The 12,582-nt window shown below is 71.6% G+C and carries 13 protein-coding genes and 1 pseudogene; 5 read left to right on the plus strand and 9 right to left on the minus strand.

Annotated features, from left to right (window positions below; genetic code table 11):
* Nucleotides 1–1,515 (minus strand): tRNA (N6-isopentenyl adenosine(37)-C2)-methylthiotransferase MiaB (gene miaB / locus NCC78_RS17340; RefSeq protein ID WP_250795644.1); only part of this gene is annotated, 1,515 nt, incomplete at its 3' end.
* 55 nt (nt 1,516–1,570) lie between these two features.
* On the opposite strand from miaB, the gene NCC78_RS17345 reads away from it, so the two are divergent.
* A complete protein-coding gene (locus tag NCC78_RS17345) occupies nt 1,571–1,801 on the plus strand; it encodes a DUF2277 family protein (RefSeq protein ID WP_250795646.1) in 231 nt (76 codons plus the stop codon).
* Nucleotides 1,802–1,814: 13 nt separating this feature from the next.
* On the opposite strand, the gene NCC78_RS17350 is transcribed toward NCC78_RS17345, so the two are convergent.
* Both NCC78_RS17350 and selD read right to left on the minus strand, forming a co-directional pair.
* Complete coding sequence (locus NCC78_RS17350; RefSeq protein ID WP_250795647.1) at nt 1,815–2,294, minus strand: hypothetical protein; 480 nt, start codon at nt 2,292–2,294, stop codon at nt 1,815–1,817.
* A 219-nt stretch (nt 2,295–2,513) separates the two neighbouring features.
* Entirely contained in the window at nt 2,514–3,509 is a 996-nt protein-coding gene (gene selD, locus NCC78_RS17355) for a selenide, water dikinase SelD (RefSeq protein ID WP_372495150.1), read from the minus strand.
* A gap of 188 nt (nt 3,510–3,697) precedes the next feature.
* Here selD and NCC78_RS17360 point away from each other — a divergent pair, with 188 nt between their 5' ends.
* From NCC78_RS17360 to NCC78_RS17375, 4 genes are read left to right on the plus strand one after another with little or no spacing between them, the layout of a single operon-like run.
* A complete protein-coding gene (locus NCC78_RS17360; RefSeq protein WP_250795649.1) occupies nt 3,698–4,453 on the plus strand; it encodes an amino acid ABC transporter ATP-binding protein in 756 nt (251 codons plus the stop codon).
* 58 nt (nt 4,454–4,511) lie between these two features.
* Nucleotides 4,512–5,390: a glutamate ABC transporter substrate-binding protein gene (locus NCC78_RS17365; RefSeq protein WP_250795650.1), complete on the plus strand. Its 879-nt coding sequence runs from the start codon at nt 4,512–4,514 to the stop codon at nt 5,388–5,390.
* A 43-nt stretch (nt 5,391–5,433) separates the two neighbouring features.
* Nucleotides 5,434–6,141 carry an amino acid ABC transporter permease gene (locus NCC78_RS17370; protein ID WP_250795651.1) on the plus strand — a complete coding sequence of 236 codons (708 nt, stop codon included), beginning with the start codon at nt 5,434–5,436 and terminating at the stop codon, nt 6,139–6,141.
* A complete protein-coding gene (locus NCC78_RS17375; RefSeq protein ID WP_250795652.1) occupies nt 6,138–7,121 on the plus strand; it encodes an amino acid ABC transporter permease in 984 nt (327 codons plus the stop codon). The genes NCC78_RS17370 and NCC78_RS17375 overlap by 4 nt, the downstream gene beginning before the upstream one ends.
* A 93-nt stretch (nt 7,122–7,214) precedes the next feature.
* On the opposite strand, the gene rny is transcribed toward NCC78_RS17375, so the two are convergent.
* The 6 genes and pseudogenes from rny to NCC78_RS17405 form a co-directional block, all read right to left on the minus strand.
* Nucleotides 7,215–8,981 carry a ribonuclease Y gene (gene rny / locus NCC78_RS17380; RefSeq protein WP_250795654.1) on the minus strand — a complete coding sequence of 589 codons (1,767 nt, stop codon included), beginning with the start codon at nt 8,979–8,981 and terminating at the stop codon, nt 7,215–7,217.
* Nucleotides 8,978–9,124 carry a hypothetical protein gene (locus NCC78_RS17385; RefSeq protein ID WP_250795656.1) on the minus strand — a complete coding sequence of 49 codons (147 nt, stop codon included), beginning with the start codon at nt 9,122–9,124 and terminating at the stop codon, nt 8,978–8,980. The genes rny and NCC78_RS17385 overlap by 4 nt, the downstream gene beginning before the upstream one ends.
* Before the next feature lie 707 nt (nt 9,125–9,831).
* Nucleotides 9,832–10,530, minus strand: coding sequence for a regulatory protein RecX (locus NCC78_RS17390; protein ID WP_250795657.1), 699 nt, complete (start codon nt 10,528–10,530; stop codon nt 9,832–9,834).
* A gap of 14 nt (nt 10,531–10,544) precedes the next feature.
* A complete protein-coding gene (gene recA / locus NCC78_RS17395) occupies nt 10,545–11,591 on the minus strand; it encodes a recombinase RecA (protein ID WP_250795658.1) in 1,047 nt (348 codons plus the stop codon).
* 184 nt (nt 11,592–11,775) lie between these two features.
* Nucleotides 11,776–11,976 carry a DUF3046 domain-containing protein gene (locus NCC78_RS17400; protein ID WP_250795659.1) on the minus strand — a complete coding sequence of 67 codons (201 nt, stop codon included), beginning with the start codon at nt 11,974–11,976 and terminating at the stop codon, nt 11,776–11,778.
* Nucleotides 11,967–12,582 (minus strand): annotated as a pseudogene (locus NCC78_RS17405) (MFS transporter); the annotation flags it as partial. The gene NCC78_RS17400 and the pseudogene NCC78_RS17405, both read right to left, overlap by 10 nt.

Below are 12,582 nucleotides of genomic sequence, written 5' to 3' on the forward strand. Positions count from 1 at the left end.
CGTCGGCGCGGGCGCCGCGGGCGGGGCGCCGATCGTGGGCAGCCCGAGCAGGACCCCGGGGGTACGCGGGGAGCGTCCCGCCTCGGCCGCGTCGCCGGCGCGGGTGCGCCGGTGCGACAACGGCTCGCCGTCGGCGTTGAGGTGGTGCGGGGCGGCGTACGTCACCGCGGTGTGCACGATGTCGCCGGGGCGGATCCGCCCGACGAGGGAACCCGCGTCGCCGTGCTGGCCGTTCGCTCCGGCTGCGCCGGTGGCGAAGTGGACCAGGCGGCCGTCGCGGGCGCGGCCGGACATCCGGCCGGTGCGCTCGTCCTTGCGTCCCTCGCCGACGGCGACCAGCACCTCGACGGTCTCCCCCACCAGGCGCTTGTTCTCCGCCCAGGTGATCTCCTCCACGCAGGCGATCAGCCGCTCGTAGCGCTCCTGCACGACCTGCTTGGGCAGCTGGCCGTCCATCGTGGCGGCGGGCGTGCCGGGGCGCTTGGAGTACTGGAAGGTGAACGCCGAGGAGAACCGGGCCTCGCGCACCACGTCGAGGGTGCGCTGGAAGTCGGCCTCGGTCTCGCCGGGGAAGCCGACGATGATGTCGGTGGTGATCGCCGCGTCCGGCATGGCCGCCCGGACCTTGGAGATGATGCCCAGGTAGCGCTCCGAGCGGTACGACCGGCGCATCGCCTTCAGCACGTCGTCTGAGCCGGACTGCAACGGCATGTGCAGCGAGTGGCAGACGTTGGGCGTCTCGGCCATGGCCGCGATCACGTCGTCGGTGAAGTCCTTCGGGTGCGGGCTGGTGAAGCGGACCCGCTCCAGCCCTTCGATGTCGCCGCAGGCGCGCAGCAGCTTGCCGAAGGCGTACCGGTCGCCGAACTCGACGCCGTAGGAGTTGACGTTCTGCCCGAGCAGCGTCACCTCCAGCACGCCCTCGTCGACCAGGGCGCGCACCTCCGAGAGGACGTCGCCGGGGCGGCGGTCCTTCTCCTTGCCGCGCAGAGAGGGCACGATGCAGAACGTGCAGGTGTTGTTGCAGCCGACCGAGATCGACACCCAGCCGGCGTACGTGGACTCGCGCCGGGTGGGCAGCGTCGAGGGGAAGACGTCGAGGGATTCGAGGATCTCCACCTCGGCGGCGGCGTTGTGCCGGGCCCGCTCCAGCAGCACCGGCAGCGAGCCGATGTTGTGGGTGCCGAAGACCACGTCGACCCAGGGGGCCCGGCGGACGATGTCGCCGCGGTCCTTCTGGGCGAGGCAGCCGCCGACCGCGATCTGCATCCCCGGGTGCTTGTCCTTCACGGGGCGCAGATGACCGAGGTTGCCGTAGAGCCGGTTGTCGGCGTTCTCCCGGACGGCGCAGGTGTTGAACACCACCACGTCGGGGTTGTCGTCGACCTCGGCGGCGCGCACGTAACCCGCCTGCTCCAGCAGGCCGGAAATGCGCTCGGAGTCGTGCACGTTCATCTGGCAGCCGTACGTGCGCACCTGGTAGGTGCGCGGGCTGCTGGCGGCTGCGGTAGTCATGACGTGCACAGCGTATCCGGGCCGACCCGATCGACCCGAACGAGGAGGAGGAGCCGTGTGCCGGAGCATCAAGACCCTGCGTGAGCCGTACGTCCCCGAGGTGACGCCGGCCGACATCGACGCCGCCGCCCTGCAGTACGTCCGGAAGATCTCCGGATTCCGGGCGCCGGCCGCGCACAACGCCGCGGCCTTCGACGCGGCGGTGGCCGCGGTCGCCGCGGCCACCGCGACCCTGCTCGACCAGTTGGAGGTACGCGGCTCTCGCGCCGCCGGCCAGCCGCGCTGACCGGCGGCGTCGCTCAGGCGGCGGCGAGCGCGGGGAGCACCGAGTCGGGGGCCCAGCGCGACCGGTGGCACTGCGACCAGCCCCGGCAGCGCGGGTCGGCCTCGGTGCAGAGCCGCTGGTCGCTGAGCTCCTCGCCGTCGTCGGTCTCCCGGACCTCGAAGTGCACCGGCCGGATCGTGCCGTCGGGCGCGACCAGCAGGTGCCGGCCGGCGTCGAGGGTGTCGTCGCGCAGCAGGCAGTTGCGGTCCAGCAGCCGTGCCAGCGCGGCGACGCTGGCGTGCTCGGGGAGCTGGTCGGGCACCCCGTAGCAGTCCACGATCGTGGCGAACTCCCCCGGCGCCTGCCAGACGTCGCAGATCACCGCGTACGTCGGCAGCCGGGCGGGGTCCGCCACCGCCAGGGGCATCACCACCCGGCCGAGCGCCTCGGCCAGTGCCGGGTAGACCTCCACCGGCCGCACCTGGTCGATTCTCCAGTTCCACAGCTCGGTCATGCCGCCTCCTCGCTGTGCTCGTCCCACCGGCCTCCGGATCGGGCCTTACTGACGATGGTGGGGTGCATATGACCTCAGCCGGGGGCAAGTTACCGGTCTGTGACCATTCCGGGCAAAATTTCCTCGAGCGCCATTGCTCGGAGTAGCCGGAAGATGACAGTTTATCGGGTACGGTGCACCGTCCGGATGACCGCCGCCGCCCGATTCCACGTCGTCGGCTCAGCGGAGCACGACCAGGTGCTCTCCGCGCGGCAGCAGCTCGCCGATCACGGTGCCGCCGGGCACCTCGCCGGCGACCAGCAGCCCGCCGGAGGTCTGCGCGTCGGCCAGCAGCAGCCGGTCGTCCTCGCCGACGCCGCGGAAATCGGTCCACGGGGTGACCCACTCCAGGTTGCGCCGGCTGCCGCCGCTGACGTGCCCGTCGCGCACCGCCTCCCGGGCGCCGGCCAGGTAGGGCACCCGGGCCGCGTCGATCGCCACCGTCAGCCGGCTGGCCCGGGCCAGCTTGGAGGCGTGCCCGAGCAGGCCGAAGCCCGTGACGTCGGTGCCGCAGCGGATGCCGGCCGCCACCGCGGCCCGGGCGGCGTCCCGGTTGAGGGTGGTCATCGCGGCCACCGCCTCGGCGAAACGCTCACCGGTGTTCTTGTGCCGGGTGTTGAGCACCCCGACGCCCAGCGGCTTGGTCAGCGACAGCGGCAGCCCGGCCCGGCCGGCGTCCAGAGTGATCAGCTCCTCCGGCCGGACCACCCCGGTCACGGCGAGCCCGTACTTCGGGCCCTCGTCGTCGACGCTGTGCCCGCCGGCGAGGTGGCAGCCGGCGTCGCGGGCCACGTCCTGCCCGCCGCGCAGCACCTCCCGGGCCAGCTCCAGCGGCAGCACGTCCCGGGGCCAGCAGAGCAGGTTGAGCGCGACCAGCGGGGTGCCGCCCATCGCGTACACGTCGGAGAGCGCGTTGGCCGCGGCGATCCGCCCCCAGTCGTACGCGTCGTCGACCACCGGGGTGAAGAAGTCCGCGGTGCTGACCAGGCCCGTCCGCTCGTCGAGCCGGATCACGGCGGCGTCGTCGCCGTGGTCGAGCCCCACGAGCAGCTCCGCGGTGCCGGTGGCCGGGCCGAGGCCGGCCACCATCGTCTCCAGCTCGCCCGGGGGGATCTTGCAGGCGCAGCCGCCACCGCGGGCGTACCGGGTCAGCCGTACCGGTTCGGTCATCCCCACATGATCTCCGTGAGGCGTCGCCGTCGCCACCGCAGAGACCGGTTCGGGGGTCAGAATCGGACTCCCGACCCTGTTCGACACCGGTGTTACCGCTCCGTGACCAACTGAGTTGCGTTCCGCCACATCACCCCGCCTACAGTGGCCCAACCGGGGGTCATCCGACCCCGCTCCGGTCGACCACAGGGACGGTGTACGACGTGACGACGGGCGAACCGCTCATCGTGCTGGACGCGGTCAACAAGTACTTCGGGCCGCTGCACGTGCTGGACGACGTCTCGCTGTCGGTCGGGCGCGGCGAGGTGGTCGTGGTGATCGGCCCGTCCGGCTCCGGCAAGTCGACGCTCTGCCGCGCCATCAACCGGCTCGAACCGATCAACTCGGGCACCATCACCTTCGACGGGCAGCCGCTGCCGGCCGAGGGCAAGGACCTCGCGAGGCTGCGCAGCGAGGTGGGCATGGTCTTCCAGTCGTTCAACCTCTTCGCGCACAAGACCATCCTGGAGAACGTCACCCTCGGTCCGATCAAGGTCCGCAAGGAGAAGCCGGCCGCCGCCCGCGAGCGCGGCCTGGCCCTGCTGGACCGGGTCGGCATCGCCAACCAGGCCGACAAGTTCCCCGCCCAGCTCTCCGGCGGCCAGCAGCAGCGGGCCGCGATCGCCCGCGCGCTGGCCATGCAGCCCAAGGCGATGCTCTTCGACGAGCCGACCAGCGCGCTCGACCCGGAGATGGTCGGCGAGGTGCTGGACGTGATGACCTCGCTGGCCCGCGAGGGCATGACGATGGTGGTGGTCACCCACGAGATGGGCTTCGCCCGGCACGCGGCGAACCGGGTCATCTTCATGGCCGACGGTCAGCTCGTCGAGGACGCCCCGCCCGCCGAGTTCTTCGCGAACCCGCGCAGCGAGCGGGCCAGGGACTTCCTCTCCAAGATCCTCACGCACTAGGCGTCCGTACAGGGAGCGCGCCGTCCCCCGGCGGGCTCCGTCGAAGAAGGAGATGAGTATGCGTATCAAGCGCGTAGCGGCGCTCGCGGCGGCCGCCACCCTGGCGTTCGGCCTGACCGCCTGCGGTGGCGACGACGCCGGGGAGGGCACCGGCGCCGGCAGCAAGTCCTTCGCCGCCGGCAGCACCATGGAGAAGCTCAACAAGGCCCAGAAGATCAAGATCGGCACCAAGTTCGACCAGCCGGGCTTCGGCCAGAAGGGCCTGTCGGGCAAGCCGGAGGGCTTCGACGTCGAGATCGCGAAGATCATCGTCAAGGAGCTGGGCATCCCCGAGGACAAGATCGAGTTCGTCGAGACGCCGTCGAAGGTCCGCGAGGACGTCATCGTCAACGGCACCGTCGACCTGGTCGCGGCGACGTACACGATCAACGACAAGCGCAAGGAGCGGATCGCCTTCGCGGGGCCGTACTACGAGGCCGGCCAGAACATCCTGGTGAAGAAGGACAACACCACCATCACCGGCCCGGACTCGTTCAAGGACGGCACCAAGAAGGTCTGCTCGGTCACCGGCTCCACCCCGGCCGAGAAGATCAAGGAGTACGTGAAGGACGTCGCCACCCAGGTGGTGCTCTTCGACACGTACGACAAGTGCCGGGACGCCCTCAAGGGCGGTCAGGTCGACGCGGTCACCACGGACAACGTGATCCTGCTCGGCTACATCGCCAAGGACGAGGCCTCGTTCAAGCTGGCCGGTGAGAACTTCACCAAGGAGCCGTACGGCATCGGGGTGAAGAAGGAGGACACCGCCTTCCGCGACTTCGTCAACGACACGCTGGAGAAGGCGTTCGCCGACGGCAGCTGGAAGAAGGCCTGGGACGACACCGCCGGCAAGTTCGGTGCCGAGCTGGGCACCGCGCCGACCATCAACCGCTACTGATCTGATCCTTCGCGATCTGGAGGGTGGGGAGGAGAACCGACCCGTGGGTGTGCTCATCGACAAGTTCGACGTCTTCGCGGGTGGTTTCTGGCTCACCCTCCAGATCTGCGTACTCGCCGCGATCGGCGCCCTGATCCTGGGCGCGATCGTGGCGGTGCTGCGGATCTCCCCCGTGCCGCCGTTGCGGGCGGTCGGCACCGGTTACGTCAACGTCTTCCGCAACATGCCGCTGACCGTGGTGATGTTCTTCGCTGCCTTCGGTCTGCCGGCGCTCGGCTCCAACGCGGACTTCCTCCGCATCCCGGTGATCGACTCGTTGTTCACCCGGCTCGGCACCGACCTGCCGTACTTCCGCTTCGCGCTGATCGCCCTGGTGCTCTACACCGCCGCGTTCGTCTGCGAGGCGCTGCGCTCCGGCGTGAACGCGGTGCCCGCCGGGCAGGCCGAGGCCGCCCGGTCGCTCGGCCTGACCTTCGGGCAGAACCTGCGTTACGTGGTGCTGCCGCAGTCCTGGAAGGCGTCGATCGTGCCGCTCGGCTCGGTCATCATCGCCATGATCAAGAACTCGGCGCTGGCCGGCTTCTTCGGGGTCGTCGGCGATCTGTCGGCCACGGCCGACCAGCTCACCGGAGCCGAGGGCTACGCCTTCATCCCGGTCGCCATCGGCATCTCGATCGGCTACCTGATCATGACCGTGCCGCTCGGCGCCCTGCTGGACCGGATCGAGAAGCGACAGGCGGTGGCCCGATGAGTCAGCAGACCAGCGTCCTCTACGACGTCCCCGGCCCCCGCCAGCGGCGGATCACCCTGATCAGCAGCCTGGTCGCCGGGGTGGTGCTGCTCATCGGGGCGTACTTCCTGATCTACAAGCCGCTGGACGACAAGGGCCAGTTCTCGATGGAGCTCTGGGGGCCGCTCGTCGACCCCTCCAACGAGAACTTCTCGCTGGTCTGGGAGCGGATCGGTCTCGGTTTCAAGAACACCCTGATCGCGGCGGCGCTGGCCATCGTCGCCTCGCTGGTGGTGGGCACCCTGCTGGCCGTGCTGCGGATCCAGCTCAAGAGCCTGGCGCGGCGCCGGTTCACCGGAATGGCCACCCCGCTGGCGTACCTGCTGCGCGGGCTGAGCCTGCTGCTGTCGGCGGTCACCCGGGTCTGCGTCGAGGTGTTCCGTGGGCTGCCCGTGGTCATCACGATCTTCTTCGTGGCCCGCGGCTTCCCCGAGTTCGGCATCTCCTTCGACACGCTCTGGTACCTGGTCATCGGCCTGACCATCTACAACTCGGTGGTGATCGCCGAGATCCTCCGCTCCGGCATGGAGGGCCTGCCCGGCGGCCAGGCCGAGGCGGCGGCGGCGATCGGCCTCTCCCCGCTGCAGACCACCCGGATGATCCTGCTGCCGCAGGCGTTCCGGATCATGCTCCCGGCGCTGATCAGCCAGCTCGTGGTGGTGCTCAAGGACACCTCGCTGGGCTTCATCATCAGCTACGAGGAGACGCTGAACATCGGCAAGCAGATCATCGGCGTGCTGGACAACCCCATCCAGGTGTACGTGGTGATCGCGGCGTTGTTCATCGCGGTGAACTACTCGCTGTCGAAGCTGGCCCAGTACGTCCAGCGCCGGCTCTCCCGGGGGCGCAAGACCGCGAACCTCCCGGCGCAGCAGGCTCCGGCCACCGCACTCATCTCGCAGGCGGAGGGCGGGGGCGGCGCGGGCGGCGGCGGCAACTGATCCGCATCCGACGACACGAGGGCCGGCCCGGGATTCCGGGCCGGCCCTCGTCGTGTACGGCGGTCTTGCGGCGCCGCGCGCGGACGCCGAGGCTCAGCGGGCGATCTCGGTGACCCGGGACTCGCGGACCACGGTCACCCGGATCTGGCCCGGGTAGGTCAGCTCCTCCTCGATCTGCTTGGCCACGTCGCGGGCGAGGACCGCCGCGCCGATGTCGTCGACGTCGTCCGGCTTGACCATCACCCGGATCTCCCGGCCGGCCTGCATGGCGAAGACCTTGTCCACGCCGAGCTTGCCGGCGGCGATCTCCTCGATCCGCTCCAGCCGCTTGACGTACGCCTCCAGGCTCTCCCGCCGGGCGCCCGGCCGGCCGCCGGAGCAGGCGTCGGACGCCTGGGTGAGCACGGCCTCGATGGTCTGCGGCGGCACCTCGTTGTGGTGCGCCTCGATGGCGTGGACGACGTCCTCGCTCTCGCCGTACTTGCGGGCCAGGTCCGCCCCGATGATGGCGTGGCTCCCCTCCACCTCGTGGGTGAGCGCCTTGCCGATGTCGTGCAGGAACGCCGACCGCTTGATGGTCGGCACGTCCAGGCGCAGCTCGGCGGCCATGATGCCGGCGATGTGCGCGGTCTCCACCAGGTGCTTGAGCACGTTCTGCCCGTACGACGTGCGGTAGCGCAGCCGGCCGAGCAGGGTGACCAGCTCCGGGTGGATCTCCGTGATGCCCACCTCGACCAGGGCGTCCTCGGCGGCCCGCTGGCAGAGCTGCTCCACCTCGTGCCGGGCCAGGTCGTAGACCTCCTCGATCCGGTGCGGGTGGATCCGGCCGTCGAGGACCAGCTTCTCCAGGGTCAGCCGGCCGACCTCCCGGCGGACCGGGTCGAAGCAGGAGAGCAGCACCGCCTCGGGCGTGTCGTCGATGATCAGGTTGACCCCGGTGACCGACTCGAAGGCGCGGATGTTGCGCCCCTCCCGGCCGATGATCCGCCCCTTCATCTCGTCGCCGGGCAGGTGCAGGACGCTGACCACGCTCTCCGCGGTCTGCTCGCTGGCGACCCGCTGGATGGCGTCGACGACGATGTGCCGGGCGCGCTGCTCGGCGGTGTTGCGGGCGTCCGACTCGATGTCCCGGACCAGCAGCGCGGCCTCCCGCTTGGCCTGGGTCTCGATCGCCTCGATCAGCTCCGACCGCGCCGCGTCGGCGGTCAGCCCGGCGACCCGCTCCAGTTCGCGGCGGCGCCGCTCCTCCGCCTCGGCCAGCTCCGCCTCCCGCTGGGTGAGCGCGGACTCCCGGGCGGCCAGGGCGGCGCTGGCGGCGGTGAGCTGACGTTCGCGCTCGGCGAGCCGCTCCACCTCCTCGGTGTGCAGCCGCTCCCGCTCGTCCATCCGGGCCGCCCGCCGCTCCACCTCGGCGGCCTGTTCCCGGGTCGTCGCGGCGAGCACCGCGACCTCACGCTCACCGCTGCGCCGGGCCGCCGTGCGCAGCTGCTCCGCGTCCGCCTCGGCCTGCTTGTGGGCCCGTTCCAGGATGGTGTCCGCCTCGGCCCGGGCGTCGTCGAGCACCCGGCGTGCCTCGGCGCGGGCCGCCTTTGCCTCGGCCTTCGCCCCGGCCGCCTCGGCACGGGCCGCGGCGGCGGCGGACTTCGCCACGTCGATCGTGCTGCTGGCCTCGTCAGCGGCGGTCCGCAGCGCGGCCAGGGACTGTTCCTGCCGGTCCTTCTCGGCGATGAAGGCCGGGTCCTCCGGTGCCGGCGCCGCGCCGAACCGGCGCAGCGTGCGGACCCCGAGCAGCACCGCGCCGACCACGACCGCGGCCAGGATCAGCACGGCGGCGAGAAGCACGACGTCGAAGGCGTTCATGCCCGCGCCCCGTTGTGCGCGGCCGGGGCCGCCGGAGCGTCGGACGCGCCGGCGACGCTCGCGTCGTCGGCCTGCCGGGACCGGTCACCGTCGTCGACGGCCTGCCACGCGGGCGCGTCGGGCCCGCCGGCCCGCGCGCTCATGCCGGCACTCCGGTGCATCCGTGCCGCCTGGCCATGGCCGCCTCCCCTGAACGTCGGGACCGCAGCGACCGTGCCGGTGGGCACGCCCCTGCGGCTGTGGACGCCCGACCGGAGCGGCTGGCCGTGGGTAGGTCTCTCCGTCGGCGGTGCCGCAGGGGCACCGTCGACAGCCGGGTGCAGTTGTCGGATCAGCTCCGGACCGGCCAGTCCGGGCTGCCGTCAGGCCGATCGTGCCGGCCAAAGTGATGCTGTTCCGTTACGCGATCTATGTTGTGCGCTTAGCCTGCGCTGGTCGGGCAATGTGAGCCTGTATGGCGAGGCTAGGTCGCCGGAGGTGGTCTGGTCAAGAACTCATGATCAAACCCCCCGAACGGAGAGAAGTTGGCACGTCACCGATTGCTGATCCAGCGTCGGACACCAGCGGACAAAAAACGCGGCCCGCTGTCGCTCCGCGCGGGTCGTCGCTGCTCAGGGCGGGGCAGGTCGCCCGGAACGTGACCGCCCGGCGACCGCCGGCGTGTGACGCAGACGTCTCACCCGCCGGGTGAGCGCACCGGTCGATTGTCGCGTTGCCGACCGTGCCGGGTCAGCGCGCGCCGCCACCCACCCGGACGCCGGGCGACGACGCCGGCGCACCCGACCCGGCGGCGCGGCCGGGCCGGCGAGGGCGGCCGGGTCCGCGTGCGTCACCGCCCCGGCCGGGCGGGTCATCCGGCCGGGCGGCTGTCCCGGTCGAGCTCGCCCTCGGCCTCGGCGAGCGCGTCGGCGTCGATCTGCTCGGCGAACTCGGCAGCCTCGGCGCTCTGCGCGGCGAGCGCGTCCTTCACCGCCCGGATGGCCAGCCCCGGCGGGTAGCCCTTGCGGGCCAGCATGCCGACCAGCCGCCGGAAGACCGCGTCGGGTTCACCCCGGGCGGTGCGCAGCTTGCGCTCCACCAGGGCGCGGGCGGTCTCCGCCTCGGTCTCCTCGTCCAGCTCGCCGAGCGCCTCGCTGGCGACCTCGCCGTCGACGCCGCGCTGGCGCAGCTCGTTGGCGAGCGCCCGGCGGGCCAGCCCCCGGCCGTTGTGCCGGCTGGAGACCCAGGCACGGGCGAATGCGGCGTCGTCGATGATGCCGACCTCGTCGTAGCGGTCGAGCACCTGCGCCGAGACCTCCTCGGAGATGCCCCGCTTGGCCAGCGCCCCGGCCAGCTCGGCCCGGGTACGCGGCCGGACGGCGAGCTGCCGCAGGCAGATCTCCCGAGCCACCTCGGCCTCGTCACGCGGCGGCGCCGGAGTCGTATCCGGGTCGGCCTCCTCGGACCGGCCGCGACGACCCCGGCGGGGCCGGGGCGGGGTGTCGCCGTCTCCCGCCCGGGGCGGGCTGGCGTCCCAGCCCCGCCCCGTGCGGGCGCGTCGTCCTGCCACGTGTCAGCTACCGGTCAGAAGTCGACCGGCGGCAGCTCCGGGCCACCGGCGGCGTCGCCCGCGCCGACCCCGACGCCGAGCTTCTCCAGGATCTTCTTCTCGATCTCGGCCGCGACGTCCGGGTTCTCCTTGAGGAACTCCCGGGCCTTCTCCTTGCCCTGGCCCAGCTGGTCGCCGTCGTAGGTGTACCAGGCGCCGGACTTGCGGATGATCGCCTGCTCGACGCCGACGTCGATCAGCGAACCCTCGCGGGAGATGCCCTTGCCGTACATGATGTCGAACTCGGCCTGCTTAAACGGCGCGGCGACCTTGTTCTTCACGACCTTGACCCGGGTGCGGTTACCGACCACGTCGGTGCCGTCCTTGAGGCTCTCGATGCGGCGCACGTCGAGCCGGACCGAGGCGTAGAACTTCAGCGCCCGGCCACCGGTGGTGGTCTCCGGGCTGCCGAACATCACGCCGATCTTCTCGCGGAGCTGGTTGATGAAGATCGCGGTGGTGCCCGTGTTGCTGAGCACACCGGTGATCTTGCGGAGCGCCTGGCTCATCAGCCGCGCCTGGAGGCCCACGTGGCTGTCGCCCATTTCGCCCTCGATCTCGGCGCGCGGCACCAGGGCCGCCACCGAGTCGATCACGATGATGTCGAGCGCGCCGGAGCGGATCAGCATGTCCGCGATCTCCAGCGCCTGCTCGCCGGTGTCCGGCTGGGAGACCAGCATCGCGTCGGTGTCGACGCCGAGCGCCTTGGCGTACTCCGGGTCGAGCGCGTGCTCGGCGTCGATGAAGGCCGCGATGCCACCGGCCCGCTGCGCGTTGGCCACCGCGTGCAGCGCCACCGTGGTCTTACCGCTGGACTCGGGGCCGTAGATCTCGACCACCCGGCCGCGCGGCAGGCCGCCGATGCCGAGCGCCACGTCGAGCGCGATGGAGCCGGTCGGGATCACCGCGGTCTGGATGACCGGCCGGTCCCCCAGCCGCATCACCGAGCCCTTGCCGAACTGCTTGTCGATCTGAGCGAGAGCAAGGTCGAGTGCCTTCTCCCGATCGGGCCCTGCGGCCATGTTTGCCACCCCTGCCTTCGCCGGCGTCTTTCCTGAGCTTCGCGTCACGCGGACACGCTAGGCGCTGGGTCCGACAGAAAACCAGCCGACGGGCCGTGAGCTGTGGACGAGCACCCCGCTGTGGACAATAGCCGAACAGGTGTACGAGTCGGCAAGTGACACGCGGAAGCGACGAAAAGGCTGCTCAGCGTAGTCGGGCGGGCACCCGGTCGGGGTACGCGGCACAGACCGCGCGCCACACGACGTGCGTCTGCTCACCCGATGCGAGCGCCTGCTCGATGGTCCGACCGCCCAGTTGGGAGAGCACCTGGTCGCTGGCGATGCTGTCCGCGTAGCCGGGACCGAAGGCCTCCTCCAGCCGCGCCCAGAAGTCGGTCAGCCGCACGTGTCAGTCCTCCTCGTCGGGTGTCCCCACCGGCACCGGACGCAACGCTAGCGCCACCAGGGGCACGACCGCGATCGCCGCCAGCAGGGTGAGCACCGGATAACCGGGCCCCCCCATGACAAACCCGCTCAGCGCGGCGGCCCCCGCGCCGGCCAGCCCCATCGTCAGGTCGGAGAACCCCTGCACGCTCGGGCGGACCGCCGCGGGCACCGACTCCGACAGCAGGGTGGAACCGGCCACCATGGTGCCCGACCAGCCCAGCCCGAGCAGGAACAGGCCGACCGAGAGCAGGAACGTGTCGTGCCCGGCGGTGCCGGCGACCGCGCACGCCGCGAGCAGCAGCCCGACGCCGCCGAGGATGACCGCGCGCCGGCCCGCCCGGTCGGTGAGCCACCCCACCACCGGGCTGAGGGCGTACATGCCGGCGATGTGCAGGCTCAGCACGATGCCGACCACCCGCAGCACGTCGGCGTCGCCGTGCGACTGGCCGAGGCGCACCGGCGTCATCGACATCACCGCCACCATCACCACGTGGCCCACCGCCACCGCCGCGATGCCCAGCCGGGCGGCCGGGCGACCGCGTACCACCTGCCAGGCCGCCCGCAT

The organism is Micromonospora phytophila (assembly GCF_023656545.1).
Lineage (GTDB): Bacteria > Actinomycetota > Actinomycetes > Mycobacteriales > Micromonosporaceae > Micromonospora > Micromonospora phytophila.